This is a genomic window from Streptomyces sp. NPDC014676 (assembly GCF_043084105.1).
Taxonomy (GTDB): Bacteria; Actinomycetota; Actinomycetes; order Streptomycetales; family Streptomycetaceae; genus Streptomyces.
Genome location: NZ_JBIBZI010000001.1, coordinates 756,378 through 782,341, shown reverse-complemented (window position 1 = coordinate 782,341; position 25,964 = coordinate 756,378). Strand labels below are relative to the sequence as shown.

Genomic DNA, 25,964 nt, shown 5'->3' with positions numbered 1-25,964 from the left:
GGCCGGTACGCGTCCACCGACCCCGACCCGCCGGTCTCCGGGCCCATCGCCGTGGGCCCGGAGACCCGCGCTACCGCACCACCGGCGTGAACCGCACCGGAAGCTCCGACAGCCCCCGCATCCAGATCGACGGCCGCCAGGTGAGTTCCCCCGGGTCCACCGCCAGCACCAGGTCGGGCAGCCGCTCCAGCAGCGTCTCGACCGCCGTGCGCGCCATGACGTCCGCCAGCAGCGGGGCCGGGTACGGGCAGCGGTGCTCGCCGTTGCTGAACGACAGGTGCGCGGCGTTCTCCGCGCCCACGTGCCCCTCCGGCCAGATCTGCGGGTCGGTGTTGGCCGCGGCCAGCCCCAGCACCAGGCAGTCGCCGGCCCGGATCTGCCGGCCGCCGAGCTGGACGTCCCGTACCGCCCACCGCCCGATGAAGTTCTGCGTCGGCGTGTCCAGCCACAGCACCTCGTTGAGCGCCTCGCCCACGCTGAGCCGGCCGCCCGACACGTTCACGGCGAACCGCTCGTCCGTCAGCAGCAGCCGCAGCGTGTTGCAGATCCAGTTGGCCGTGGGCTGCTGCGCCGCCGCGATCACGGAGATCAGGTCCTGGACGACCTCCTCGTCCGTCAGACCGGCCGGGTGGGTCAGCATGCGCGAGGTGACGTCCGGGCCGGGGGCGGCCCGCTTCTCCTCCACCAGCCGCCGCAGCCGCTCGCCGACCCTCCCGTACGCCGCCACCGGGTCGTCGCCCTCCCCGGCGTCCAGGGAGATCCGCAGGTCGTCGACGAGCCGGCGGGTGTCCTCGCCCGAGGTGGGCATCCCGCACAGCTGCACCACGGTGCGCATCGGCAGGGCGTGCGCGTAGTCGGCCATCAGCTCCGCGTGGCCGCTGCCGGCGAACCGGGCGATGAGGTCGTCGGCGATCAGCAGGCAGTCGTGGGACAGCTCGAACTGGTCGACCCCCTCCAGTGCCTCGGTGATCACCCCGGCCCGCCGCCGGTGCTCCTCGCCCTCGGTGAACAGCACCGACGGCTGGTAGCCGACGAAGGGCAGCAGCGGCCAGTCCGGCGGGATGTTCTCCCACTGGTTCCAGCGCCGCGAGTCGCGTGCGAACAGCTCGTCGTGGCCGGTCACGTACGTGAGCTCGGAGTAGCCCAGCACCAGCCAGGCCGGGATGCCGCCGTCGAGCACCACGGGCGCGACGGGGCCGTGCTCCCGGCGCAGCGCGCGGTAGAGCTGCGACGGCGTCTGCTGGTACTCGAGCCCCGCCAGGGGCACCGCGCCGGCGTGGGCGGGGCACCCCGGGGGCGCCGAGGACGCCGGGGGCGCCGGGTGCGCGTGAGGGCCGCCTGGGTCGGTCACAGTGTCGCCTCCTCGGCGAGGGCCATGTCGTGGAGGTGGTTCACCAGGGTGATCAGCACGTCCTTGCCGGACTGCCGGACCCGTGCGTCACAGTCGACCATCGGCACGTGGGCGGGCAGGGCGAGCGCCTGGCGGATCTCGTCCAGGGAGTAGCGGTCGGTGTCGCCGTCGAACCGGTTCACGGCCACCACGAAGGGGGTGCGGTGGTGCTCCAGTCTGTCGATCGCGTACCAGGAGTCGTCCATCCGGCGCGTGTCCACGAGGACCACGGCGCCCAGCGTTCCCGAGAACAGCCGGTCCCACAGGAACCAGAAGCGCTCCTGGCCGGGTGCCCCGAACAGGTACAGCACCATGCGGTCGTTGAGGCTGATCCGCCCGAAGTCGAACGCGACCGTCGTGGTGGTCTTCGACGTCACCGCGCCGGTCTCGTCGACGCCCACGCCGGCCTGGGTCATCACCTCCTCGGTGTTGAGCGGCCGGATCTCGCTCACGGAGCGGACCAGGGTCGTCTTGCCGACGCCGAACCCGCCCACGACGACGATCTTCAGACCGGTCTCCGCGGCGTCGTTCAGCGGTGTGCGGTGGGAGGGCGGCTCAGAGGTTGCGGAGCCCATGGAGCACCTCTTGGAGTAGGGCGGAATCAGGCAGGGAGGCGACGGACGGCGCCGCGCGCGGATGGCGGGCGGTGATGCGGCCGGTGTCCAGCAGGTCGCCGAGCAGGATCCGCACCACCGTGACCGGCAGCCCGAGCTCCGCGGCGATCTCGACGACGGCGACGGGGTGCCGGCACAGCTCCAGGATCCGGGCGTGCTCCGACTGCATCCCCGGTACCGGCCCGCTCTCGCTGACGATGAGGGTGACCAGGTCGAAGGAGTCGTCGGCGCGGCTGCGTCCGCCGGTGACGATATAGAGCCGGTCCGGGTCACCCGTGTCGACGGGTTTGCGCGTCATGACGTGCCGTTCCCTCCGGACTGGTTCCGCGGCTCGGCCCGCAGGTGCTCGCCGAGCTGCTCGACCAGCTCCGTCATCTGGTGGCCGATCACTCCGGGATCGGCGTCCTCCCGGGCGACGACGGCGAGGTGCGCGCCCTCGCCGGCCTCCACGATGAACAGCAGGCCGCCGTGGAACTCGGTCATCGACTGCCGGACGCCGCCGGTGCCGTCGCCGAACTCCATGGAGGCCCCCTGGGCGAGGGCCTGGATGCCGGAGCAGATCGCCGAGAGCTGGTCGGCCCGGTCGAGCGTCAGGTGCTCGCTCCAGCAGAGCTTCAGGCCGTCCCGGGACAGGACCAGGGCGTGACGTGCGCCGGGGGTCTGTTCCAAGAGGTTCTGCAGGAGCCAGGTGAGGCTGTTGTCGGTGGTCTGCATGGTGGGTGATGGGACGGTGGTGTCGTCCGGCTGACCGGTCACCGGCCCGTTCCTCCTATCTCACGAGCTCGAGCGGGAAGGGGCGCCGTCGCCCCGGACGCCGTACGGGAGGAAGGGACTCGCCCCCGTACGGGAAGGGGTGGGACTACGGGGCCGCGGGCGGCTGTGACCCGGGCCGGGCATCCGGTCCGGCGGTGTCGCCCGAGGGCCGCCGTGCCCGGTGGAAGGCGCCGAAGCGCGCGCCCGCGTCGCGTGCCGGGCGCCGCGTCGACGCCGTGTCGCCGGCCTGGGCGGACGCCGCCTGGCGCTGTTCGCGTTCGCGTTCCGCCTCGGCCATGGTGCGGCCGGGGGCGCGGACCGGCAGGCCGTTCGGCGTGGTGCCGTCGGGCTGCCGGTGCCGTCCAGGTTCGGGCAGCTCGGGCCGTGCGGTGGCCGGGGGCAGTTCGGGCCGTGCGGCCGCGTGCCCGGCGGCCGGGGACGGTGCCGCGGCCTCGGGACGGGCGGTGGTGTCGGGCAGCGGGGCCGGGGCGGGTGCGAGCGCGGCGGGGGCGGGGGCGGGCGTCGCCTCGGGCCGGGGGGTCGTCTCGTGCGGGACCAGGTCGCGCTGCTGGGCGAGCAGGTCCAGCGGCAGCAGGACGACGACGCCGGTGCCGCCGCGGGAGGAGGGCCGGTAGTTGACGCTGATGCCGTACTTCGCCGCGATCCGTCCCACCACGGCCAGGCCGAGCCGGGTGCCCTGAAGCGACGCGAGGTCGGTGACGCGGCCGGTCACGGCCTCCTCGGCGCGGCGCATCGCCGCGTCGGCCATCTTCAGGCCGCTGTCCTCGATGGTGACGACGATGCCGGCGCTGCGGTCCTCGACGTAGACGTGCACCTCGTCGATGGGCGGGGAGAAGTTCGCGGCGTTGTCCATCAGCTCGGCGAGCAGGTGCATCACGCCCTCGGCGGCGAAGCCGGAGACCGCGGCGCGGGTGGAGCAGTGCAGGCGGACCCGCTGGTAGGAGGCGATGCGGCCGGCGGCGCCGCGCAGGATGCTCTCCATCACGATCGGCTTGTTCCAGGCCCGGCTGGACCGGCCGCCCATGAGCAGCGCCAGCCGGTCGGTCATCAGGCCGAGCTGGGAGGTGCTGTGGTCCAGTTTCAGCAGGTCGCCGAAGACCTCCTCGCCGTGCCGTTCCTGCATCTCCCGCAGGTCGGCGAGCATCCGCACGGCCTTGGCCTGGACGCGGCTGAGCGCCTTGGCGGAGGCGGCCTGTGCCGCGGCGGCGCGCCGCTCGCTGTGGGCGAGTTCGCGGATGAACGATTCGGCCGGGGCGCGCAGCGCGGGCAGCCGGGGCAGGTCGGTCTCGGCGAGCACGGTGTCGGCGGACCGGCCGTCGCGCAGCCGGGCGACCGCGGCGGGCAGCGCCTCCTTCACGAAGTGCTCGTACTCGGCCGCCGCCTGCTCCACCTCGCTCCGCATCCTGCGGTATTCGCCGTCCAGGGCGGCCGCCCGGCGCACGTCCTCCTCGACGGTGGCGGCGAAGGTGTGCGTGAGCCGCCGCAGTTGCGGGTCGGACGGCGGCGGAACGCTGCCCAGCACGTCGGCCGCGCCCGTGCCCTCCCGCAGCCGCTGGGCCACGGCGGGCAGCGTCACGCCGGCCAGGTGGGACATCTCGGCCGACAGCCGGGCCGCTTCGGCCTTGAGGCGGCTGTTCTCCGACTCCCGCTCGGCGGCCGCGCCGCGGGCCCGGCGGACGAGCCGGTGGTCGACGAGGACGGTGACGGCCACGCACACCCAGCCGGCCGCCACCACGGCCAGGGCCCATGTGGTGGCGTCGGACGGCGCCAGGGCGAGCGCCGCGCCGCCGGCGGCGGCGCTCGCCACCAGTACGGCCGCCCGTGCGGTGAACGAGGTGCGCGGCACCTCCGCCGGCGGGTGCTGGCTGGGCGAAGCAGGCACTGGCATGGAGCGGTCCCTCGGTCGGTGAGAACAGGGGAATCAGGAGGCGGCGGCATGACGCAGCCGCGGGCCGGGAAGGAGGTCAGCCAACAGGAAGGCGATCTTCCGACCACGTACGACTCATGCTAATCACCCTGATGTGCGAGAAGGCCCCGCTTGTTGCACAGCCCGTCAGCAATACGAGTTCGTCGTGAACCCATCGCTCGCACGTCCCGCTGTGGTATCCGGGACGACGCCGGAGGAGTCCGGCCGGAGGGCGGAAATACACGCGGAACGCTTCCTGACACAGGGACACATCGCTTTCCCCGCCCGGGTCCACCGGCTCTCTCGCCCGCACACAGGGTCGAGTTTCGGACAACCATGCGTACGCCGGATCCATCGCGTACACGGGTCTTCGTGACGGCATGACCGCCGGAGTGCGGGAATTCCGCCGATCGTGAAGGTTCCGTGACGGCGGCCCGTGGGGAGCGGGAGAAAAGCCGAGCCGCACGCCGGGGGAATCGTCTCGCCGGGGCGGCGGAAACCGGGAGCGCGTCGCGCGGGTGCCCCGGGTCTGCGCGCATTCCTGGCCGGAGGGGTCTTCACGCGGCATGCTCCAGGACCGGGGATGCCGGGACGTCATGTCCGTGCGAATCGGGAGAGCCGGTGGCAGCGTGGCGCCCCCTCGTGAACAGGAACAGGGCCGCGACGGGATCCGGCCGGCCCGGCCCGCGCTCCCGCGTCCCGCCGGGCGGTCGCCGGCCGTCGAGCGGCTGTCCTCCCCTGCCCCCGCGGGCCTGCTCGCCCTCCGGCGTCTCGCCGGGAACGCCGCCTTGGGAGAGGCCGTCCAGCGGGAGCGCGCGAAGGACCGGTCGACGGAGCGGACGTCCGTCCGGCGGTCGGTGCGGGACGCGGCCCGCTCCTGCACTCCGGTTCCCGGAGAACCTCAGTTCCAGCAGCCGGTCTTCGCCCCGTCCGTCTCGGAGTCGACCGCGATGTGGAATCCGGAGCCCGAGTCGAACTCCGGCCCGGCGTCGTAGTCGTACTCGATCTTGAGTTGGCGGGCGGTCGTGAACCGCACGGTCAGCATCAGAGCATCGCCGTCCCCGCCCTTGGTGAAGCACAGTCCGGCCTCCGTGTCGGCGACGTCCGGGTCCATGGGGTCGGACCGCAGGTGCCAGCCGCCCGCCTCGGCGGTGGTGCGGTAGAAGTCGACGACCTCCTGCCGGGAGCCGGGGAAGGCGTAGGTGCGCTCGGCGTACAACCAGGCGTCACCGCTGTCGTCGAGGCATTCCGCGTCCACCGAGGCGAAGTCCTTCGGGACGGTCGCACCGGGAGGGACGGAGGTCAGTATGGGCTGCGCGCTCAGTTCCTTCACCCGCGCCTCGGTCCCCTCGCAGGTGTTGAACGGGGACAGAGAGGAGCAGCCGGTCAGGCCGACGGCCACGAGGGCGCCGGCCAGCAGCAGTGCGGTGGGCAGTGCGGTCGAACGGGCTGGGCGCATCGGCGAACGCAGCGGCAGCGGCATGAGGGTCTCCCGGAGGAACATGGGTGCGGGCTCGAAGGGTTGCTGCCGACAAGGCGCGTGCCTGCCGGCTGTCGTACCGGTCCTTGCGGGAATCGCGGCTGTGGTCTCCGTACTCATGGGCGCCACCGAGCCGCTTGGCGGCAGACGAGTCGGGCTGTACGCCGGGTTCTGTTCCGGCGGGTCCTCGCGGGCCCGCCGGCGACGGCCATCCATCTAGGGCCGGTGTTGCCACCGGCCTCGTGCGGTCTACCCGCGGACTCGGGCGGGCAGCCCTCGAACGTCCGCGCAGAGAAGCCTCCGAAGAGGCGTCTCCTCTTGACCTTGCTCCGGGTGGGGTTTACCTAGCCGCCTGAGTCACCTCAGGCGCTGGTGGTCTCTTACACCACCGTTTCACCCTTACCGAGGACCGAGGTCCCCGGCGGTCTGCTTTCTGTGGCACTGTCCCGCGGGTCACCCCGGGTGGCCGTTAGCCACCACCCTGCCCTGTGGAGCCCGGACGTTCCTCGGGAAGTCCCGTGAGGGACTCCACGCGGCCGCCCGCCCGGCTCGTCTGCCGTGCCGACCATGGTACCGGGCGCGGGCGGGGCCTCGGTGCGGCGGCCGCCGCCAGGACCGAGCCGGTGAGGATCAGGGCGAAGGCGGCCAGGACGGAAGCGGTCAGGGGCTCGTCCAGGAAGAGCGCGCCGGCGGCCACCGCGATCGCCGGGTTGACGTACGTGATCACCGACGCGCGCAGGGGGCCGGCCTCCTTGATCAGTTCCAGGAAGGCGACGAAGGCGATCGCCGTGCAGACGACGCCGAGAGCGGCCAGGGCGGCGATGCTCTCGGCCGAGGGCGGGGCCGCCGGGCGGGTCGCGACCGCCGCGGGGGCGTAGACCAGGGCGGCCAGGGCCAGGCAGGGCGTGATGAGGTGCAGTGTCGGGACGTCCTTGAGGTGGCGGTCGGCGATCAGGGGGGCCGTGGCGTAGCCGACCACCGTCACCAGGACCTCCGCCAGGGAGAGGGCGTCGCCGCCGGTCAGGTGGGGGACGGTGAGGACACCGACGCCGCCGAGACCGAGCGCCAGGCCCGTGATCCGGCGGACGCCCAGCGACTCCGCCGCGCCGGAGGAGCGGGCCAGCAGGACGCCGACGATCGGTACGCCCGCGATCAGCAGACCCGCCGTGGAGCTGGACAGATGGCGTTCGGCGTCGGTCAGGGTGTACCAGGGGCCGACGATCTCGATGACCGCGAACGCCAGCATCGGTTTCCAGTGCGCCCGCACGTTCCGGGCCAGACCCGGCCGGCGCAGGGCGAAGGGGAGCAGGAGGACGGCGCCGAGGGCGCAGCGCGTGAACACCACCGCCGACGGGGACACCTCGTCCACCGCCACCTTGATCATCAGATAGGGGATGCCCCAGACCACTCCCATCAGGGAGAACAGGGCCCAGCCGCGTGCAGTCATGCGGTGAGTGTCGGCCGGGTCAGCGGGCGCTGTCTTGAACGCTGTTGCGGTACGCCGCCGGGGTCACCCCGAGCACGCGGCGGAACCAGCGGGTCAGGTGGGCCTGGTCGGCGAAGCCGACGAGGCCGGCCACCTCGGCGGGACGCGATCCGGCGTCCAGGAGGGCGCGGGCCCGGGTCACCCGGTACTGGGCGAGCCAGGCGTACGGGGGCATCCCCGTCTCCGTACGGAAGGCGCGCAGGAGCTGGTAGCGGGAGAGGCCGAAGTCGGCGGCGAGGGCGGCGAGGGAGGGCGGGGCGAGGAGTTCGTCGGCGAGGCGGTCGCGGACGGCGAGGGCGACGGTGCCGGCGCCGGGGACCGCCGTGTCGTCCGCGCGGGCGGTGGAGTGGCGGCGGGCGAGGGCGGTGAGCAGCCAGGGGATGCGGGACTCCGCCTCCAGGGGGTCCGGGCGGGAGCTCACGTCGGTGTGGGCGCGGCGCAGGGCGGCGGCCAGTTCGGGGTCGTCGAGGACGGGCTCGCGGAAGTGCGGGAGGCCGCTGCCGCCGAGGGTGCCGTCGGTGAGGAGGGCGGGGGCGGCGTAGAGGGCGCGGTAGGAGTAGCCGTCGGGGGCGGCGGGGCCGCCGGTGTGCGTCTCGCCGGGTTCCAGGACGACGATCGAGCCCGGTCCGGACACGATGCGCCCGCCGCGGTAGGCGATGGTCTCCAGGCCGCCGACGGTGACGCCGACCGTGAACTCGTCGTGGGCGTGGGGGGCGTACTCGTGCCGGCTGAAGCGGGCGGTGAGCAGGTCGAGGGGAGGACCGCACCGCCCGAGCCGCGCCCTGGTCCAGCGGGCCTCTTCCCGTACGTCCGTCACCGCGCACCCCCGCTCACAGGGGATCAGAGGAAGTCGGCGGTGTCCAGGTCGAATCCGAAGGGGGCGGGGAGGGTGATCGGTTTGCCGAAGGGGCGGGTGCACCGCTCGCGGTACTCGTCCTTCTCCGGGTCGCTGAACAGCGTGATCGAGGAGGCTTCGCGGTCGACGAGGAGGTAGAGGGGGATGCCTCCGCGGGCGTAGCAGCGCGGCTTGGTCTCGCGGTCGATCTCGGGTCTGGCATCGGTCACCTCCACCACCATGGCGACGCCCGCACAGGGCATCCAGGGACCGGCTCCCCTGTAGAGCCGTAGGTCCCCGGGGGCGAGGGTGCCGTCCGGGATCACATGGTCCTGTGGGCGGGCGTGCGCGCTCTTCAGCTTCAGGCCCTTGTTCCCGGAGAAGGCCATGGCGGTGCGGGAGCCGGTGTGGATCCGGCTCGCGATCCGGCTGAGGCAGTGCTCGTGCGACCCGTCCGGCAGTGGCCTGAGGAGGAACTCTCCTTCGACGAGTTCTGCCCGGAAACCCTCCGGGATGTTCAGACCGGCGAACCAGTCCAGGAGGAGGTTCTCGGAGATCGGGTCGTATGTGATCACGCTGCTGTGCCTCGCTTTCGGTCGTCGGCCAGACTGGCGCAGGGAGGGCTCACTTCGGGGACGGACGGAAGTCGTTCACTCGACGGGGTTCGCTTGACCCTGCCGCAGCGTCAACGTCTCTACTGGGGCCATGAGGATCGGAGAACTCGCCGCGGCCGTCGGTGTCACCACGCGGGCCGTGCGGCACTACCACCAGTTGGGGCTGTTGCCGGAGCCGGAGCGGCTGGGCAACGGGTACCGGGACTACACCCTGCGGCACGCCGTCGTGCTGGCGCGGATCAGGCGGCTGAGCGAGCTGGGGCTGGGGCTCGCCGAGGTGCGGGACGTGCTCGCGGACGAGGCGGGGAAGGAGCTCGTCGAGGTGCTGACGGAGCTGGACGAGGACCTGGCGCGGCAGGAGGCCGCGATCCGGGAGCGGCGGGCGCGGCTGCGGACCCTGCTGGAGAGCGGAGGCGGGCCGAGCGCCGAGGGGCCGGTCTCGCCGGAGCTGGCCGCGCTGTTCCGGGAGACGGCCCATCTGTCCGACTCCCCCATGGCCGTCAAGGACCGCGAGATGCTCGCGCTCCTCGAGACCGCGGCGCCGCCGGAGGAGCGGGAGCGGCTGATGGGGCTGCTCGGCGGGGTGGTGAGCGCGCCGGGCGGGGCGGAGCGGGCACGTGCCCTGTACGGGATGCTCGACGCGCTCGCCGACGCCGAGCCGGACGATCCGCGGGTGGAGGAGGCGGCCCGGGCGCTCGCCGCGTCCGTGCCGGACGGGCTGGTCCCGGAGGGGACCGGCCTCGGTGAGGCCGACGGCTTCCTGCGGGCCCTCTACGCCGACTTCGCGCCGGCCCAGGCGGAGGTGTTCCGCCGCATGCTGCGGATCGTCACGGAGGGGCGGTCATGAAGGGTGTGCGGGTGGCGGGGGCGCTGGTCCGGCACGAGCTGCGGCTGATGATGAGCCTCTGGCTGTGGGTGGCCCGGCGCAGGCACGGGGTCGGCGGCGGGACGGCGTTCGGGTACGCGCGCGGGCAGGCGGCCATGACGTACGGGTTCGCGTTCGTGTGCGTGGTCGAGACGATGGCGATGTCCGTGCTGCTGGACGACTGGCCGGCGGTGCACGCGGTGGTGCTCTTCCTGGACGTGTACACCGTCGTCTTCGTCGTCGCGCTGCACGCCGCGTCCGTCGTACGGCCCCATGTGGTGGGTGACGGTGTGCTGCGGGTGCGCCGGGCCGTCCACGTCGACCTGCGGATACCCCTCGGGCGGATCGCCTCGGTCCGGCGTGAGCTGCGGATGACGCACGAGCCGGCGGAGGGGGAACTCGATCTCGCCGTCGGTGCGCAGACGACCGTCACGGTCGAGCTCGCCGAGCCGGTCACCCACGTCACCTTCTTCGGGCGTCCCCGTGAGATCCGTGTGGTCCGCTTCCACGCGGACGACTCCGACGGGCTCGTACACCTCGTCCGCGCGCTCGCCGCACCCGCTCCCCTCGGCTGACGGCGTCTCGCCGGACGGCTGCCGGAGGGACCCGGCACGTGGTGGGCGAGGGCAGGGAGCCGAACCGGACCCGGCCGGCACACGCCGTACGCTGACGTCGAGCTCGATCGAAGGAGTACGCGTGCTTGTCCTGCTGCCGCCGTCCGAGGGAAAGGCCGCTTCCGGCCGCGGCGCCCCGCTGAAGCCCGAGTCGCTGTCGCTGCCGGGGCTGGCCGCCGCGCGGGAGGCCGTCCTCGCCGAACTGGTGGACCTGTGCGCCGGCGACGAGGACAAGGCGCGCGAGGTGCTCGGGCTGAGCGAGGGGCTGCGGGGCGAGGTCGCGAAGAACACGGAGCTGCGGACCGCCGGGGCGCGGCCCGCCGGGGAGATCTACACCGGGGTGCTGTACGACGCCCTGGACCTGGCGTCCCTGGACGCGGCGGCGAAGCGGCGGGCGGCGGCGTCCCTGCTGGTGTTCTCCGGGCTGTGGGGCGCGGTGCGGGTCACCGACCGGATTCCCTCCTACCGGCTCTCGATGGGCGTGAAGCTGCCCGGCCTCGGCGCGCTGGGCGGGCACTGGCGTGCGCCGATGGCCGAGGTGCTGCCCGAGGCGGCCGGGAACGGGCTGGTGCTGGACCTGCGGTCGGCGGCGTACGCGGCGGCCTGGAGGCCGAAGGGCGAGGTGGCGGCGCGGACGGCGACCGTACGGGTGCTGCACGCGCCCACGCGGAAGGTGGTCAGCCACTTCAACAAGGCGACCAAGGGGCGGATCGTACGGAGCCTGCTGACCGCCGGGGCCGCGCCGGAGGACCCCGCCGGGCTGGTGGAGGCGCTGCGGGACCTCGGGTACGAGGTGGAGGCGACGGCGCCGGCCAGGGCGGGGGCGGCGTGGGCGCTGGACGTGCTGGTGGACGAGGTGCACTGACTCATCCATTGCATCATCTGCAATGAGCTTTGCGCGGTGCGCATCGGTGTGGGCAGGATGACGTCATGCGCTCTCCCCTGCCCTCCCCGGACTCCTCCTCCGTGCTGGACCTCGCCCCCGTCGTGCCCGTCGTCGTCGTCGAGGACGCCGCCGACGCCGTACCGCTGGCGCGGGCGCTGGTGGCCGGCGGGCTGCCCGCGATCGAGGTGACCCTGCGGACGCCCGCCGCGCTCGACGCGATCCGGGCGATCGCCGGCGAGGTGCCGGACGCCGTGGTCGGCGCCGGGACGGTGATCACGCCGGCGCAGGTGGACGAGGTGGTGGCGGCCGGGGCGCGGTTCCTGGTCAGCCCGGGGTGGACGGACGTACTCCTGGAGGCCATGCGGGCGTCCGGGGTGCCGTTCCTGCCGGGGGTGTCGACCGCCTCGGAGGTGGTGGCGCTCCTGGAGCGGGGGGTGCGGGAGATGAAGTTCTTCCCGGCGCGGGCGGCGGGCGGCACGGCGTACCTGAGGTCGCTCGCCGGTCCGCTGCCGCAGGCCCGCTTCTGCCCGACCGGGGGCATCGGCCCCGATTCCGCGCCGGACTACCTCGCGCTGCCCAACGTGGGGTGCGTGGGCGGGAGCTGGATGCTTCCGGCGGACGCGGTGGCCGCCCGGGACTGGGGGCGGGTCGAGGCGCTGGCGCGGGAGGCGGCGGGACTCAGCGCAGGTGCGAGGTGTCGTTGAACAGGCGGACGCTGGCGTTGCCGTCGGCGTAGTACGCCACGGCGGAGAGGGATGCCGCCGAGAGTTCCATGCGGAACAGGGACTCGGGCGGGGCGCCCAGGGCGAGGCGTATGAGGGTCTTGATCGGTGTCACGTGGGTGACGAGCAGGACCGTACGGCCACGGTACTCGGCGGTCAGCCGGTCGCGGGTGGCGGCGACCCGGGCGGCGGTGGCCGTGAAGCTCTCGCCGCCGCCGGTGGGTTCGGCGTCCGGGGAGGACAGCCAGGCGTTCAGGTCGTCGGGGTGGCGTTCGCGGACCTCGCCGAAGGTGAGGCCCTCCCACGCGCCGAAGTCCGTCTCGCGCAGCCCGTCCTCCACGGTCACGTCGAGCCCGAGCCGGGCGGCGACGATGCCGGCGGTCTCGCGCGTCCGGGCGAGGGGCGAGGCGACGACCGCCTGGACGGTGCCGCGCCGGGCGAGGAACTCGGCGGCCTTCTCGGCCTGTTCCCGGCCGACGGAGGAGAGGGAGGGGTCGCTGCCGCCACTGCCCGAGAAGCGCTTCTGCGGGGTCAGCGGGGTCTCACCGTGCCGCAGCAGCACGAAGGTGGCGGGCGCTCCCAGATCGGCGGGCGCCCAGCCGGCGGTGGGCGTGGCGACGGCCCGCGCGGCACGGAGATCGGCGTCGGCTTTGGCTTCGGCGCCGGCGGCCTCGGGTGCGGCGCCGGTTCCGGTCGCGCCTGAGGCGGCGCCGGCGGCCTCGGCGACGGTGGTGCCCTCGGGTGCGGCGCCGGTTCCGGCCGCCCGCGCGTCCGCGTCGGCACCGGTGGCCCCGGAAGCGCGCGCGCCCTCGGCCTCGGCCCCCGTCCCGGCCGCCCCGGAGGCGGGTGCGGCGCCGGTTCCGATCGCCCGCGCGGCCCGCGCCTCCGCGTCGGCTCTCACGCCGTCGGGCCCGGCAACGGTGGCCCCGACGGACGCGGCTTCGGGCCCGGCGGTTTCGCCGGGCGTGGGGGTCGCTTCCGCGGGCCGGGCGTCGGCGGCGGAACCCCCGGACGCCGATGCCAACGCCGCCCGGGCGCGGGCCGCACCCGCTGTGGCGTCGCCCGGTGGGCCCGACGGTTCAGGGCGGGGGAGGTCGAGGGCGGCGCGGGAGGCCGCCGCCGACCACGCCTCGCCCCGCTTGCCCGCGTCCATCGCCTCGTTGGCCAGGCGGTCGGCGTGCTTGTTCTGTGCGCGCGGGATCCACTCGTAGGTGACCCGCTCCGGCGGGAAGACCAGCGCCGCCTGAGCCGCGAGCGGCTTCATCGCCGGGTGCTTGATCTTCCAGCGGCCCGTCATCTGCTCGATGACGAGCTTGGAGTCCATCCGGACGTGGACCCGTGCCTGAGGGTCCAGTTCACGGGCGGCGCGCAGGCCGGCCAGCAGGCCCCGGTACTCGGCGACGTTGTTGGTGGCGACACCGAGGTACTCGGCCGCCTCCACCAGGGTCTCCCCCGTCGCCGCGTCGCTCACCACGGCCCCGTAGCCCGCGGGCCCCGGGTTGCCCCGCGACCCGCCGTCCGCCTCGACGATGAACTCCCGCACCCCCGGCAGCCCTTACAGCCCCGACTCGGACGTACGCACCAGGATGCGGCGGCAGTTCTCGCAGCGCACCACCGTGTCGGGCGCCGCGGAGCGGATCTCGTTCAGCTCGGTGATGGCGAGCTCCTGGCGGCAGCCCTGGCAGGTGCGGGCGTACAGCTTCGCCGCGCCGATGCCGCCCTGCTGCGCACGCAGCTTCTCGTACAGGCTCAGCAGCGGGGCGGGCACGGAACCCGCGACGACCTCGCGCTCCTTCGTCACCGAGGCCGCCTCGCCGTCGATCTCCTCGACGGCCGCGTCCCGGCGCGCGGTGGCGTCGTCGATCCTCCCCTGCACGGAGCCGACCCGCTCGGTCAGTTCGGCGACCCGCTCCTGCGCGGACTCGCGGCGCTCCATGACCTCCAGGACGACGTCCTCCAGGTCGCCCTGCCGCTTGGCGAGGGAGGTGATCTCGCGCTGGAGGTTCTCCAGGTCCTTGGGCGAGGAGACGGCACCGGAGTCGAGGCGCTTCTGGTCGCGGGCGGCCCGCTGGCGCACCTGGTCGACGTCCTGCTCGGCCTTGGTCTGCTCGCGGGCGCAGTCGCTCTCCTCGGTCTGCGCGGCGACGAGCAGGTCGCGGAGCTGGGTGAGGTCCCGGTTCAGCGACTCGATCTCGGCGTGCTCGGGCAGCGACCTCCGCTTGTGCGCGAGCTGCTGGAGGCGGACGTCGAGGTCCTGGACGTCGAGGAGTCGGATCTGGTCGGCGGGCGCGGCGTTCAGTTGGGGGCTCCAGATGTGTCGGTGGTGGCGGGAGACGCCGCGTGGGCGGTCCAGGGGTCGGTGACCGTCTTGGAGACGTGGACCCGCAGGTCCCATCCGTGGCGGTCGGAGATCTCGTCGAGCTGGGCTGCCGCCAGCTCGCACCAGGGCCACTCGGTGGCCCAGTGCGCCGCGTCGAGCAGCGCGAGAGGACTGTGGGCGCGGGCCTCGGAGGCCGGGTGGTGGCGCAGGTCCGCGGTGAGGAAGGCGTCCACGCCGGCGGCCCGGACGTGGTCGAAGAGGCTGTCGCCGGAGCCGCCGCTGACGGCGACCGTGCGCACGAGCGCGTCGGGGTCGCCGGCGACGCGGATGCCCTGCGCGGTGGCGGGGAGGCGTTCGGCGGCGCGGGCGGCGAGGTCGCGGACGGTCAGCGGGTGGTCGAGCTCGCAGACGCGGCCCAGGCCCCGGCGGCCGTCCGGGTCGGCCGGGTCCGGCACCAGGGGGCGTACGACCCTGAGGTCCAGCGCGCCGGCGAGGGCGTCCGAGACTCCCGGGTCGGCGGTGTCGGCGTTGGTGTGGGCGACGTGCAGCGCGATGTCGTTCTTGATGAGCGTGTGCACCACGCGGCCCTTGAAGGTGGAGGCCGCGACCGTGGTCGTACCGCGCAGGTAGAGCGGGTGGTGGGTGACCAGCAGGTCGGCGTCCAGCTTCACGGCCTCGTCGACGGTCTCCCGGACCGGGTCGACGGCGAACAGGACCCGCGTGACCTCCTGATCGGGGTCGCCCACGACGGTGCCGACCGCGTCCCAGGACTCGGCCCGCTCGGCGGGCCACAGGTTCTCCAGCGCGGCGATGACTTCTGACAGACGGGGCACGCTGCCAAGGCTACCTGGGCGGCCCTGTGCGCCCGAACCGGCGCCGCCCTCGCCGGCCGGCGCCACGACCCCTGGAGCACACGTCCGCCTCTCCCTCAGGCGAATCGTTCCTGGAGCACCCTTACGTGTGAAGTGCGGGCCCACCGGTCCGCCGTCCGTGCGTGCGCGACCTACTTTCGTCACCGGAGGTGACCGAACGATGACGGTCTGTGCCATCGAACCCGCGGCGGGACACGAGGAGGGAGCCGGACGGGCGGGCTGCGCCATCACCGCCGACGGTTCCTACGCCGCACGCCTCGCCCTCGCCGGCGACTCCTTCTTCCCGGAGCGCTGGACCCTGGACGGCCCCGAGCCCTACGCGGTGCCGCTGCCCGGCAACCAGCCCGAGGAACCCGGCACCGAGGTGCAGCCCCTGAGTGACGGGCGGGTCCTCATCCACCGGCTGGTGGGCGGACGGCACGCCTTCTCCCTGCTGTACCCGACCGGCCCCGGCACCGGTGAGCTGTTGCTGGGCACGGTCGAGTGCCCGGACGAGGGCACCCGGCTGCGGCTGCTGCCGCCCGCGCCGGACGGGGAGCGGGCGTACGCCCTCGCCGTGGGCCGGCGGTCGACGGTGGTGTGGCTGGTGGCGGGCGGCGCGTTCGGGCCCGAGCAGCTCGCGGAGGTTCCCGGGCGCTGCTCGGGCGGGGTGTGGCTGGACCGCGAGGGGCGGATGCTGGCGCTGGACCGGGAGAGCGGCGGGCGCACCAAGGCGGTCGTGGTGGACCTGGAGCGCGGCGGCGAGATGTCCCCGCTGCTGCAGATCGCCGACGGGAGCGACGACCGGGTGCTGCTGGCCGACCCGGACAGCGGGCTGCTGCTGATCCGCTCGGACGCGCCGTCACCCGGGCGGAGCCGGCTGGGCTGGGGGGTGCTGGGCAGCACGCTGCCGGTGCGCTTCCCGGAGTGCCTGCGGCTGGCGGACTGCGCGGTCACGCCGTTCGCGATCCAGCCGGGGCAGATGCTGACGCCGGAGGGCTGCGCGGTGGCGCTGCGCGTCGACGGCGCGTTCGGCAGCTGGGTCGGGGTGTGGCGGCCGGCGGAGCGGCAGGTGCACCATTTCCCGGCGCCGGCGGGGTGGCTGGCCGGCGCCGGGCTGTGGACCGCGGACGGGGTGCTGCGGCTGCCGTACGCCACCGGGGCGGTGCCGTGCGGTGTGGCCGGCCTGCGGGCTCCCGGACAGGAGCGGCGGCGGGCGGGCCTGGACGTCCGTCCACCGGTGGACCGCCCAAAGGCTCCGGGTTCCGGCGAGGGCCCGGCGCGTGCGGGGTTCGGGCCCGGAACGGTGACGGACGGCCGGGCGCCCTCCCCCGACGAGCCCACGCACGAGGACCTTCCATCCCAACTCCCCTACTGCTCCGGGGACATGATCGGCCACCTGCTCCCGCCCCACGTCGAGCCCCCGGCGCACCACGACCCCGGCGCCCCCTCCGCGCCCCGTCCGGTCCCCTTGCAACAGGCGCCTCTGGGACGGCTTGTAACGAAGTAGTGGCGGTCGGCGTGGCCGCCTGGATCCGGGTGGTGGTGTGCCGGTTACACTCGCCCGGCTGTAGGAAAGATCATGTTTACGGGGTGAGTTCCTTCCGATGAACGACGTCAGCACGAACGAGTCGCGGTCCACCGAGGACGGACAGGCCGCTGTCGGACACGGCAAGCACCGGGGTCCGGTCTCCACGCAGGACGCGGAAGCGTCCCCGCGCGGCCGGCACCGCAGGCCGGAACAGGTGAACGAGTACGCCGGATCGGCCGCCTGACCCCACGTCGGGCACCGATCCGCAACCGAGCCGGGCCCCGGCCGTCCTCGATGACGGCCGGGGCCCGGCTCAGTCGTGTCCGACCGTCGTGTCGGCGAGCACCGGCGCGTCGCCGCTCCCCCACTCTCGGCTTCGCTCGAGCGGGGGGACCCCCATGACGGCACCGACGACCACCCGTACCGCGCCGTCCCCGCGCCACATCCGGATCCGCAGCGTCTCGCCCGGGTACACGACCCCGGCGAACCGGGTGGCACAGGAGCGGACGCGGGTGACGTCGCCGTCGAGCAGGGTGTCGACGACCGCCTTGAGGGTCATGCCGTAGGTGCACAGGCCGTGCAGGACGGGCCGTTCGAACCCGGCGCGCGCGGCGAACTCCGGGTCGGCGTGCAGGGGGTTCCGGTCACCGGAGAGGCGGTAGAGCAGGGCCTGGTCCTCGCGGACGGCGCGTTCGAGGATCCGGTCCGGCTTCCCGGCGGGCGGCTCGTGCCGCATGGACGGGCCGCGGTCTCCGCCCCAGCCGCCTTCGCCGCGTACGTGGATCCGCGCCTCGTCCGTCCACAGCGGGCCGTCGGCATCGGCGGCCTCGGTGCGCATGACGAGGACGGCCGCCGTGTCCTTGTCGTGGACGGCGGTGATACGGGCGGTGGTGGTGGCGGTGCCCTCGGCCGGCAGGGGGCGGCGGTGCACGGTGAGCGACTGACCGGCGTGGAGGACGTGGGCGAGGTCCACGTCGATGCCGGGGAGGGAGAGCGCGCCGGTCACACCGGGCGGGCCGCCGCCCGCGACGGTGGCGAAGCTCGGCAGGACGTGCAGCCGGGATTCGAGGGTGTAGCGCAGTTCGTGGGGGTCGGTGGCGGGGCGGCCCGCACCGATGCCGAGGTGGTAGAGGAGGACGTCCTCGGGGGTCCAGGAGATGTCGGCGGTGCGGGGTGGGGCGGCCAGGGCCTTGGCTGCGTCGATGGGCACGGGGGCTCCTGTCGCGTCGTTCCCGGGGGTGGGGGCGGGTCGCTCCGCCGGCGCTTGTCGGTGACGTCGCGCCCACCTGTGCCGCCCCAGCGGTACAACTGCCCACGGTTGCGCAGGCTAGCGCTCCTCCTTCGTCCTCCTCGGCAGCCACAGCCACATCACCACCGCTCCCGCCACCAGCAGTGCCGTGCTGGTGCGGAAGGCCAGGGCGTAGCCCTCCGTCAGGGAGTGCGGCGTGCGGGCGGGGCCCGTGTGGGCCGCCGCGATCGTGGACATGATCGCGAGTCCCAGGGAGCCGCCCATCGTGCGGGAGGTGTTGACCAGCCCGGAGACCAGGCCGGCCTCCTCCGGCGCCGCGCCGGACGTGGCCAGCGAGGCCAGCGGGGTGGCGGCGATGCCCGCGCCCAGCATCATCAGGATGCCGGGGAACATGATCGCGGTGAGGTACGCCCCGTCGGCGGTCATCGTCGACTGCCAGCCGAAGCCGGTCGCCGCGATCAGCGTGCCGAGCACGGCCACGGTGCGCGGTCCCGCCGCGCGCATCAGCCGGGGCGCGAGCTTGGAGCCGATGACCACGGCGAGCGAGCTCGGCACCAGCGCCAGTCCGGCCTCCAGCGGGGTGTAGCCGAGCACGTTCTGCGCGTACAGGGTCATGAAGAACCACATGCAGAACATGGCGGAACCGCTGATGAGCATCGCCACGTTCGCCGACGCCACCGACCGCAGCCGCAGCAGTCCGAGCGGCATCAGCGGGGCCTTGGCCCGCGCCTCGGCGAGGAGGAACAGGGCGAGGAGGACGAGCCCCGCGCACAGCGGCACCAGCGTGGCCGCCGCCGTCCAGCCCTCGGACTCGGTCTGTGAGATGCCGTACGCGAGGGTGGCGAGGCCGGCCGTCACCAGCAGCGCGCCCGGCAGGTCGAGCCGCCGTCCGTCCCCGGCCCGGCTCTCCGTCAGCCACCGGGCGGCCCCGGCCAGCACGAGCGCTCCGACGGGTACGTTGATCAGCAGCACCCACCGCCACGACAGCGCCTCCACCAGCACCCCGCCGACGAATCCGCCGGCCGCGCCGCCGCCCGCCCCGACGGCCGTCCAGGTCGCTATGGCCCGGGCGCGGGCCGCGCCCTCCGGCACGGCCGAGGTGACGAGGGTGAGCGTGGAGGGTGCCAGGACGGCCGCCCCGAGTCCCTGCACGGCCCGCGCCAGCAGCAACTGCCAGCCGTCCTGGGCCAGCCCGCCGGCCAGCGAGGCCAGCGTGAACAGGCCGAGACCGACGAGGAACATCCGCTTGCGCCCGTAGAGGTCGCCGGCGCGTCCGCCGAGCAGCATGAATCCGGCGAAGGCGATGGCGTACGCGTTCACCACCCACTGCAGGCCCTGCTCGTCGAGTGCCAGCCCGCCGCGCATGGACGGCAGGGCGACGTTCACCACCGAGATGTCGAGGACGACGAGGAACTGCCCGGCACAGGCGAGCGCCACCACCAGCCACGCGGGCGGGGTGGCGCGGGCGGACCCGCGGGCGGTGTCGGTGGTTTCGAGCATGTGCGCCATGCTCTCAACCGGGCCCCGCCCCGGCATCGGCTTTTCGTACGACGTGTACTCGGCCTCCGGACCCGGTCTCCGGGCCCGGACGCGGACTCACCGCCCCCGGCCGGCCGGGGGCGGTCGGGATTCCCCGTCGGAGCGGGGGCCGGCGGTCACATGCGGGTGGCGCCGCTGGTGTTCCGGTGTTCGCGCTTGTTCTTACGAGGGATGAGCCCGGCCAGTCCCAGCAGGCCGAGCAGGCCCCACAGTCCGCCGTTGCCGCCGTCGTCGTCGTTGTTGTCGTCCTGCGCCTGTACGACCGTGGCGGTGGTCGGCTGGGCCGTCTGCTCGGTGGTCTGGCCGAACGCCGCGCCGACCGGGGCGATGGCGAGCAGGACGCCGATGACGACGGTGCCTACGAATTTGCGCATTGCTGTCTCCCTCATCTCAGTGGTCCCAGCAGTCGCTTTCGCACCGTCCGTAGTGCCCCTTTCTCCCCTCAAAAGACATGAATATGAGAAATGAAAGGAATTTTTTGATTTCCGCTTCAACTTCAACCGGGTGGATCGGCACCGGTCGACACCAAAGGAACGGTCAAGAATTCGTTAGTGGCTCGAAGCATCGGAATAGTTGCCTCGGTGTACGGGGTTCGGACTGCACGTACCCCGCACACGGCCGGCCCTGGAGGCACCTTTCCATGACGCAGACGACGACCGACCGCCCCTCCGGCAGAGCGGGGGCCGTGGTCCCGGTGCTCGCCTTCGCGGGCATCGTTGTCGCGGTGATGCAGACCCTGCTGGTCCCGGTCATCAAGGACCTGCCGCGACTGCTGGACACCAACCCCGCCGACGCGACCTGGGTACTGACCTCGACCCTGCTGTCCGGCGCCGTGGCCACCCCGATCATGGGCCGCCTCGGCGACCTCCACGGCAAGCGGCGGATGCTGGTCACCAGCCTCGCGGTGATGGTGGCCGGCGCGCTGGTCAGCGCGTTCACCAGTGACCTGCTCCTGATGATCGCCGGCCGTACGCTCCAGGGCGTCGCGATGGGCGCCATCCCGCTCGGCATCGGCCTGATGCGCGACACGCTGCCCCGCGAGCGCCTCGGCTCGGCGATGGCCCTGATGAGCTCCTCCATAGGCGTCGGCGGCGGTCTCGCGCTGCCCGCCGCCGCGCTGGTCGCCCAGCACTCCGACTGGCACGCCCTCTACTTCGGCGCCGCCGGCCTCGGCGTCCTCGCGATCGCGCTCACCCTGGCCGTCGTACCGGAGTCCCCGGTGCGCGCGAAGGGCACCTTCGACCTGCCGGGCGCGCTGGGCCTGTCCGCCGGGCTGGTGCTGTTCCTGCTCCCCGTCTCCAAGGGCGGCGACTGGGGCTGGACCTCCGGCACCACGCTGGGCCTGTTCGGCGCGGCGGCCGTGGTGCTCCTCCTCTGGGGCCTGATGGAGCTGCGCGTCCCCGCGCCCCTGGTGGACCTGCGCACCACCGCCCGCCGCGAGGTCCTGCTCACCAACCTCGCGTCGATCATGGTCGGCGTCTCCTTCTTCGTCGTCTCCCTGGTCCTGCCCCAGCTCCTCCAGCTCCCCGCCGGCCACGGGCTCGGCCAGTCGATGGTGGTCGCGGGCCTGTGCGTGGCCCCGCTGGGCCTGACGATGATGTTCACCGCCCCCGTCTACGCCCGTCTCTCCGCCCGGTACGGCCCGAAGACCACCCTCGTCCTCGGCCTGGTGATCATCGCGATCGGCTACGGCGGCGGCCTCGGCCTGATGGACGCCGCCTGGCAGACCGTCGTCACCTCGGTGGTCATCGGCGCGGGCATCGGTCTCGCCTACTCCTCCCTGCCCGCGCTGATCATCGGCGCGGTGCCGGCCTCGGAGACGGGCGCGGCGAACGGCCTCAACACCCTGATGCGGTCCATCGGCACGTCGGTGTCGAGCGCCGTCATCGGCATGGTGCTGGCCAACACGGCGGACACCGTGGGCGGGGTGGAGATCCCGACCCTCCACGGCTTCCGGATCTCCTTCCTGATCGCGACGGCGGCGGTGGCCGTGGGGCTGGTCCTGGCCCTGTTCCTGCCCGGCCGGCGCCCGTCGGAGCAGCGCTCGCGGCTCCGGGCGAGCAGCGAGGAGGACGCGAACCTGGAACGCGCGGAGGCGGCCCTGCGCGGCGGCTTGCGGGACCGGGCCCTGGACGCCGCCGGGCGCCCGTCGCCCGCGCCGAGGTCACGCTGACCGACCGCCACGGCCACCGGGCGGGCGCCGCCGTCTCCGCCGGTGACGGCCCGTACGCCCTGGCCGTCCCCGCGTAGGGCCCGTACGCCCTGGCCGCCCTGCGCGGAGCCCGTACGCCCGCCCCCTGTTACCCGCCGGTACCCCCTGTCGCACCACCCGCACAGGGGGTACGGCAGCATGGTGCCCGTGCACACACGTACCCCCTCGGGAGAGGCAAGCCCCATGTCGACGGCACCCGGGCCCGGGATCCTGGCCGCGTTCGAGGCGGCGAAGGGCTTCATGCCCGTGGACGAGGGCCTGGCCCTGTACGCGGCGGCGGCCGAGGCCGGCCGTCTGGGGCTGCCGCTCCTGGAGATCGGCACCTACTGCGGCCGTTCCACGATCCTGCTCGCCGACGCGGCCCGCGCGGCCGGTGTCACCGCGCTCACCGTGGACCACCACCGCGGCAGCGAGGAGCAGCAGCCCGGCTGGGAGTACCACGACCCGGAGACGGTCGACCCCGAGCTGGGCCTGATGGACACCCTCCCCGCCTTCCGGCGCACCCTGCACCGGGCGGGCCTGGAGGACCACGTGGTCGCCCTGGTCGGCCGCTCCCCGCGCATCGCCGCCCTGTGGACCTCCCCCCTCGCCCTCGTCTTCGTCGACGGCGGCCACACCGACGAGCACGCCACCGCCGACTACGAGGGCTGGGCCCCGCACGTGGCCGAGGGCGGCCTCCTCGTGATCCACGACGTCTTCCCCGACCCGGTGGACGAGTTCACCGGCCAGGCTCCCTACCGCGTCCACCTCCGGGCCCTCGCGTCCGGCGCGTTCACCGAGGTCTCGGCCACCGGTTCCCTGCGTGTGCTGCGCCGTACCGGCACGGGCATCTGACACCGCTAGGGTGACTGCGTGTCGTACACAGGTCCCGGTTTCGATCCGCCCCAGCCCCGACGGTCCCGGCGCGGGCCCCTGACCGTGGCACTCGCCGCGCTGGTGCCGGGCGCGCTGCTCGGGTGGGCGGTGTACGCCGCGGTGGGCGGGTCCGGGGACGACGAGGGGCCGGGGAGCACCGCCGCTTCCGCCTCTCCCTCCGCATCCGCTCCCGCCTCCCCCCGTACGTCGTCGCCGGCACCGTCCGCGCGTCCCGAGGACGAGAAGCCCGGCACCCCGGCTGCCGCGGACGGTCCCCTCGCGGGCAAGGTCGTCGTCATCGACCCCGGGCACAACCCGGAGAACTTCGAGCACACCGCCGAGATCAACCGTCAGGTGGACATCGGGACCCACCGCAAGGAGTGCGACACCACCGGCACGTCCACCAACGACGGTTACGCCGAGGCCGACTTCACCCTCGACGTCGCCCACCGGATGCGCGCGCTCCTGGAGAAGCAGGGCGCCACCGTGAAGCTGACCCAGGACGGGGACCGGCCGTTCGGCCCGTGCGTGGACGAGCGGGCCCGGATCGGCAACGAGGCGAAGGCCGACGCCGCCGTCTCGATCCACGCGGACGGCTCGGGCACCGGCAACCGCGGCTTCCATGTGATCCTGCCCGGCACCGTCGACGCCGGTGCCGCCGACACCCGTGCCATCGTCGGGCCGTCCGAGGACCTCGGTACGCGCATCGCGGGCCACTTCGTCCGCGTCACCGGCAGCGCGCCCTCCAACTACGTCGGCGGCGGTACCGGTCTCGTCACGCGTAAGGACTTGGGCGGTCTCAATCTGTCAACGGTTCCCAAGGTGTTCATCGAGTGCGGCAACATGCGCGATAGCAAGGACGCGGCACTGCTGACCAGCGGTGCCTGGCGGCAGAAAGCGGCGCAAGGGATTTCCGACGGAATCGTGAGTTTCCTGCGCGGGTAGGGATCAGCGCGCTGATCCGGGCGGACAGCCCGATCGCACGGACGGTAGTGTCGTCCGGACGATGAGGGGCCACCCCCGCGCTTCACACCGGGGCCTTCGGGCGACATGGTGACAGCGACGCCTCTTCCGACGACGAGACGACCTACGAAGGACCTGAAGTGAATATCCGCTCTCTCACTCGAGGCGACGGCGTGGTGATCGGAGCAGCGGTATTGCTGTTCATCGCGTCGTTTCTCGCCACGTTCGGCGGCGACGGCGACGACATCCCCAACGCCTGGGACAACCTCGGCCTGTTGATGAGCATGTACATCGCCGGTATCGCCGGCGCTGCCCTCATCGTCGTGGCCCGTGCGCTTCCCCAGCCGCCCAAGGTCGTCGGCCTCGACCTCGGTCAGCTCGGAGTGGCCCTGACGATTTTCGCCGCGTGGACGTCCTTCTGGTCGATCATCGACCCGCTGGGGGCGTTCGACGACCTCTTCTCCGGCCTCGGGGGCGATGAGCCCGAGACCGGCGCCGGTCTCATCCTCGGCCTGATCGCCGCGCTGCTGCTGGCCGCCGCCGCCGTCGCCACCCCCCTGGTGCCCGCCCTCAAGGGTGCCCTGCTCCCGGCCGCCCGTCCCGCAGCCCCGCAGCCGTACGGTGCCCAGCCGCCCGCCGGTTACGGCTACCCGGGTGCGCCGCAGGCCTCGTTCGGCGGTCAGCCGCAGCAGCCCTTCCCGGGCCAGCCCCAGCCGGGTCAGCCGCAGCCGGGTCAGCCCGCCGCGGCGCCCGCCGGTGACTTCTCGCCGTTCTGGTTCGCGGTGCCGGTGCCCCGTCCGCTGTTCCCGGAGGACGGCTCGCCCACGCCGATCGCCGAACTGGCCCCCGGTACCTGGTACCTGGCGGTCGAGCAGCGCGGTCCGGCCCTCGTCGCCCAGACCCAGGACGGCCGCCGCGGCGTCCTCCAGGACACCTCGGGCATCCAGCGAGGCTGACCGGATCCGGCCCTTCCCCATCACGGCCCCCCGCCCTTTGGGCGGGGGGCCGCTGTCGTACGGCGGGGGCCCGGCGTGTTCAGCCGACGCGGACGACGCCGTGTGCGCCGCGCTCCGCGTCGGTCATCACATGGGTGACGAACGGGTAGTCGCCCGCCTCCGGGAAGGACAGCTCGACGAACCCGCCCGACGCGGGGGCGAGATCGAGGACCTGCGCGCCGCCGCGTTCCGCGTTGCCCGGCCGCAGGTCGTACGCGCCCTCGCGGAACACCGTGTCGAACTGGCCGCCCACGACGTGGAAGGCACTGGGCACGTTCGGTCCCGCCGTCAGCACCCAGATCCGTACGCGCTCGCCGGTGCCCCGGACATCTCGCTGGGCGGCATGCGCGAACTGCTCGGCGGTGGCGAGGAAGCCGCGGGCGAGTCCACGGGCGGTGGCTGCGGCGGCACGTGCGGCTGCGGCGGACCGGACGACGTGGAGGTACCCGAACTCGACGTCCGGGACGTCCCGCACGCGCTGCGGCACGCCACGGTCTTCGGCGCGCTCGGTGCCGTACCGGCCGGGCGGGCCATGGTGCTCGTGGCACCGCACGACCCGCTGCCGCTGCTGCGGCAGATCGAGGACCGGCACCCCGGTGTCTTCGCGGTGGACTACCGGCAGCGCGGCCCGGAGGCGTGGCGCCTGCTGCTCACCCACCGCTGAACCCACGCCGAACTTCCTTGCCGGCCCCGGACGTTCCGGGTTTCATCCGCCCGTTCGGGGCCAGTCGGAAAGTATGTCCCCTCGATATCGCACTGGTTCCAACTCCGCAGGGACGGTCATCGCGGTGATCGCGGACATCATGGCCGTCATCCTCGGACTCTGGATTCTGATGTACCTGCTGGACGCCAACCGGGGCAACGACCTGGTGCGGTTCGTCCACGACGCGGCCAACTGGCTGGCCACCTGGTCCCGTGACCTCTTCACCTTCGACGAGGCCTGGGCCCGTGTGGTCGCCGGCTACGGACTCGCCGCCGTCGTCTACCTCTTCATCGGCCACGCCATCGCCGGCCGCCTCCGCCGCTACTGACCCGCCCCCGGCCCCGGACCTCACCGCCGACTGGTCACGTGACCCGGGGGTCTGGGGGCACCCCCAGTGAACACAGCACCTTCGACGAGGCGTGGGCCCGTGTGGTCGCCGGCTACGGACTCGCCGCCGTCGTCCACCTCTTCATCGGCCACGCCATCGCCGGCCGCCTCCGCCGCTACTGACCCGCCCCCGGCCCCGGACCTCACCGCCGACTGGTCACGTGACCCGGGGG

27 protein-coding genes, 1 other RNA gene and 2 pseudogenes are annotated in these 25,964 nt (G+C 73.6%); 13 read left to right on the top strand and 17 right to left on the bottom strand.

Going from position 1 to position 25,964, the window contains the following annotated elements; genetic code table 11:
* Nucleotides 1-70: 70 nt before the first annotated feature.
* The 10 genes and pseudogenes from ACF1DX_RS03625 to ACF1DX_RS03580 form a co-directional block, all read right to left on the bottom strand.
* Nucleotides 71-1,351, bottom strand: a complete 1,281-nt coding sequence (locus ACF1DX_RS03625) for a cytochrome P450 (RefSeq protein ID WP_391789581.1) — start codon at nt 1,349-1,351, stop codon at nt 71-73.
* Nucleotides 1,348-1,965 carry an ATP/GTP-binding protein gene (locus ACF1DX_RS03620; RefSeq protein WP_391789580.1) on the bottom strand — a complete coding sequence of 206 codons (618 nt, stop codon included), beginning with the start codon at nt 1,963-1,965 and terminating at the stop codon, nt 1,348-1,350. The genes ACF1DX_RS03625 and ACF1DX_RS03620 overlap by 4 nt, the downstream gene beginning before the upstream one ends.
* The gene (locus tag ACF1DX_RS03615; RefSeq protein ID WP_391789579.1) at nt 1,946-2,302 is read right to left on the bottom strand and encodes a DUF742 domain-containing protein; all 357 of its coding nucleotides are present in this window, start codon (nt 2,300-2,302) and stop codon (nt 1,946-1,948) included. The genes ACF1DX_RS03620 and ACF1DX_RS03615 overlap by 20 nt, the downstream gene beginning before the upstream one ends.
* Nucleotides 2,299-2,718, bottom strand: a complete 420-nt coding sequence (locus ACF1DX_RS03610) for a roadblock/LC7 domain-containing protein (protein ID WP_391789733.1) — start codon at nt 2,716-2,718, stop codon at nt 2,299-2,301. The genes ACF1DX_RS03615 and ACF1DX_RS03610 overlap by 4 nt, the downstream gene beginning before the upstream one ends.
* Nucleotides 2,719-2,863: 145 nt before the next feature.
* Nucleotides 2,864-4,666 (bottom strand): sensor histidine kinase, encoded by a 1,803-nt coding sequence (locus ACF1DX_RS03605; RefSeq protein ID WP_391789578.1) that lies wholly within the window; start codon nt 4,664-4,666, stop codon nt 2,864-2,866.
* Nucleotides 4,667-5,585: 919 nt separating this feature from the next.
* Nucleotides 5,586-6,188, bottom strand: coding sequence for a hypothetical protein (locus ACF1DX_RS03600; RefSeq protein WP_391789577.1), 603 nt, complete (start codon nt 6,186-6,188; stop codon nt 5,586-5,588).
* 120 nt (nt 6,189-6,308) lie between these two features.
* Nucleotides 6,309-6,716: RNase P RNA component class A (gene rnpB / locus ACF1DX_RS03595), an RNA gene on the bottom strand.
* 115 nt (nt 6,717-6,831) lie between these two features.
* Nucleotides 6,832-7,548, bottom strand: a pseudogene (locus ACF1DX_RS03590) (DMT family transporter); the annotation flags it as partial.
* Nucleotides 7,549-7,630: 82 nt separating this feature from the next.
* Nucleotides 7,631-8,467 (bottom strand): AraC family transcriptional regulator, encoded by an 837-nt coding sequence (locus ACF1DX_RS03585; RefSeq protein WP_391789576.1) that lies wholly within the window; start codon nt 8,465-8,467, stop codon nt 7,631-7,633.
* A gap of 23 nt (nt 8,468-8,490) precedes the next feature.
* Nucleotides 8,491-9,057: a Uma2 family endonuclease gene (locus ACF1DX_RS03580; protein ID WP_391789732.1), complete on the bottom strand. Its 567-nt coding sequence runs from the start codon at nt 9,055-9,057 to the stop codon at nt 8,491-8,493.
* Nucleotides 9,058-9,190: 133 nt separating this feature from the next.
* Between ACF1DX_RS03580 and ACF1DX_RS03575 the strand changes: the two genes are divergently transcribed.
* The 4 genes from ACF1DX_RS03575 (at nt 9,191) to eda (ending at nt 12,168) form a co-directional block, all read left to right on the top strand.
* A complete protein-coding gene (locus tag ACF1DX_RS03575; RefSeq protein ID WP_391789575.1) occupies nt 9,191-9,946 on the top strand; it encodes a MerR family transcriptional regulator in 756 nt (251 codons plus the stop codon).
* A complete protein-coding gene (locus ACF1DX_RS03570) occupies nt 9,943-10,539 on the top strand; it encodes a hypothetical protein (protein WP_391789574.1) in 597 nt (198 codons plus the stop codon). Before ACF1DX_RS03575 ends, ACF1DX_RS03570 begins: the two co-directional genes overlap by 4 nt.
* 121 nt (nt 10,540-10,660) lie before the next feature.
* The gene (gene yaaA, locus ACF1DX_RS03565) at nt 10,661-11,443 is read left to right on the top strand and encodes a peroxide stress protein YaaA (RefSeq protein ID WP_391789573.1); all 783 of its coding nucleotides are present in this window, start codon (nt 10,661-10,663) and stop codon (nt 11,441-11,443) included.
* 65 nt (nt 11,444-11,508) lie between these two features.
* Complete coding sequence (gene eda, locus ACF1DX_RS03560; RefSeq protein ID WP_391789572.1) at nt 11,509-12,168, top strand: bifunctional 4-hydroxy-2-oxoglutarate aldolase/2-dehydro-3-deoxy-phosphogluconate aldolase; 660 nt, start codon at nt 11,509-11,511, stop codon at nt 12,166-12,168.
* Here the strand turns inward: eda and ACF1DX_RS03555 are convergent.
* The 3 genes from ACF1DX_RS03555 to ACF1DX_RS03545 are packed head-to-tail and all read right to left on the bottom strand — an operon-like array spanning nt 12,143 to nt 15,339.
* Nucleotides 12,143-13,729 carry a bifunctional RNase H/acid phosphatase gene (locus ACF1DX_RS03555; protein ID WP_391789571.1) on the bottom strand — a complete coding sequence of 529 codons (1,587 nt, stop codon included), beginning with the start codon at nt 13,727-13,729 and terminating at the stop codon, nt 12,143-12,145. The genes eda and ACF1DX_RS03555 overlap by 26 nt on opposite strands.
* 12 nt (nt 13,730-13,741) lie before the next feature.
* Entirely contained in the window at nt 13,742-14,485 is a 744-nt protein-coding gene (locus ACF1DX_RS03550) for a zinc ribbon domain-containing protein (RefSeq protein ID WP_391789731.1), read from the bottom strand.
* Complete coding sequence (locus ACF1DX_RS03545; protein ID WP_391789570.1) at nt 14,482-15,339, bottom strand: Nif3-like dinuclear metal center hexameric protein; 858 nt, start codon at nt 15,337-15,339, stop codon at nt 14,482-14,484. Before ACF1DX_RS03545 ends, ACF1DX_RS03550 begins: the two co-directional genes overlap by 4 nt.
* 199 nt (nt 15,340-15,538) lie before the next feature.
* On the opposite strand from ACF1DX_RS03545, the gene ACF1DX_RS03540 reads away from it, so the two are divergent.
* Nucleotides 15,539-16,867 (top strand): hypothetical protein, encoded by a 1,329-nt coding sequence (locus ACF1DX_RS03540; RefSeq protein ID WP_391789569.1) that lies wholly within the window; start codon nt 15,539-15,541, stop codon nt 16,865-16,867.
* A gap of 97 nt (nt 16,868-16,964) precedes the next feature.
* Nucleotides 16,965-17,132, top strand: coding sequence for a hypothetical protein (locus ACF1DX_RS03535; RefSeq protein ID WP_391789568.1), 168 nt, complete (start codon nt 16,965-16,967; stop codon nt 17,130-17,132).
* A gap of 69 nt (nt 17,133-17,201) precedes the next feature.
* Here ACF1DX_RS03535 and ACF1DX_RS03530 read toward each other — a convergent pair whose 3' ends face one another.
* The 3 genes from ACF1DX_RS03530 to ACF1DX_RS03520 all read right to left on the bottom strand — a co-directional run bounded on the left by ACF1DX_RS03530 (nt 17,202) and on the right by ACF1DX_RS03520 (nt 20,050).
* On the bottom strand, nt 17,202-18,098 hold the full coding sequence (locus tag ACF1DX_RS03530; RefSeq protein WP_391789567.1) for a MaoC/PaaZ C-terminal domain-containing protein: 897 nt from the start codon (nt 18,096-18,098) through the stop codon (nt 17,202-17,204).
* 117 nt (nt 18,099-18,215) lie between these two features.
* Nucleotides 18,216-19,646 carry an MFS transporter gene (locus tag ACF1DX_RS03525; protein ID WP_391789566.1) on the bottom strand — a complete coding sequence of 477 codons (1,431 nt, stop codon included), beginning with the start codon at nt 19,644-19,646 and terminating at the stop codon, nt 18,216-18,218.
* Between the two features lie 146 nt (nt 19,647-19,792).
* Entirely contained in the window at nt 19,793-20,050 is a 258-nt protein-coding gene (locus tag ACF1DX_RS03520) for a WGxxGxxG family protein (protein ID WP_391789565.1), read from the bottom strand.
* A gap of 266 nt (nt 20,051-20,316) precedes the next feature.
* Here ACF1DX_RS03520 and ACF1DX_RS03515 point away from each other — a divergent pair.
* From ACF1DX_RS03515 to ACF1DX_RS03500, 4 genes and pseudogenes are all read left to right on the top strand, one after another.
* Nucleotides 20,317-21,923 (top strand): annotated as a pseudogene (locus ACF1DX_RS03515) (MFS transporter); the annotation flags it as partial.
* Nucleotides 21,924-22,071: 148 nt separating this feature from the next.
* Nucleotides 22,072-22,722: a class I SAM-dependent methyltransferase gene (locus ACF1DX_RS03510; protein WP_391789564.1), complete on the top strand. Its 651-nt coding sequence runs from the start codon at nt 22,072-22,074 to the stop codon at nt 22,720-22,722.
* A gap of 18 nt (nt 22,723-22,740) precedes the next feature.
* On the top strand, nt 22,741-23,688 hold the full coding sequence (locus ACF1DX_RS03505) for an N-acetylmuramoyl-L-alanine amidase (RefSeq protein WP_391789563.1): 948 nt from the start codon (nt 22,741-22,743) through the stop codon (nt 23,686-23,688).
* 158 nt (nt 23,689-23,846) lie between these two features.
* Entirely contained in the window at nt 23,847-24,662 is an 816-nt protein-coding gene (locus tag ACF1DX_RS03500; protein WP_391789562.1) for a hypothetical protein, read from the top strand.
* 79 nt (nt 24,663-24,741) lie between these two features.
* Here the strand turns inward: ACF1DX_RS03500 and ACF1DX_RS03495 are convergent, their stop codons facing one another.
* A complete protein-coding gene (locus tag ACF1DX_RS03495; RefSeq protein WP_391789561.1) occupies nt 24,742-24,975 on the bottom strand; it encodes a hypothetical protein in 234 nt (77 codons plus the stop codon).
* A gap of 69 nt (nt 24,976-25,044) precedes the next feature.
* Between ACF1DX_RS03495 and ACF1DX_RS03490 the strand changes: the two genes are divergently transcribed.
* The 3 genes from ACF1DX_RS03490 to ACF1DX_RS03480 all read left to right on the top strand — a co-directional run bounded on the left by ACF1DX_RS03490 (nt 25,045) and on the right by ACF1DX_RS03480 (nt 25,914).
* The gene (locus ACF1DX_RS03490) at nt 25,045-25,365 is read left to right on the top strand and encodes a DUF2249 domain-containing protein (protein ID WP_391789560.1); all 321 of its coding nucleotides are present in this window, start codon (nt 25,045-25,047) and stop codon (nt 25,363-25,365) included.
* Nucleotides 25,366-25,438: 73 nt separating this feature from the next.
* Nucleotides 25,439-25,732 (top strand): hypothetical protein, encoded by a 294-nt coding sequence (locus tag ACF1DX_RS03485; protein WP_391789559.1) that lies wholly within the window; start codon nt 25,439-25,441, stop codon nt 25,730-25,732.
* Between the two features lie 38 nt (nt 25,733-25,770).
* Complete coding sequence (locus ACF1DX_RS03480; protein ID WP_391789743.1) at nt 25,771-25,914, top strand: hypothetical protein; 144 nt, start codon at nt 25,771-25,773, stop codon at nt 25,912-25,914.
* Nucleotides 25,915-25,964 lie beyond the last annotated feature (50 nt).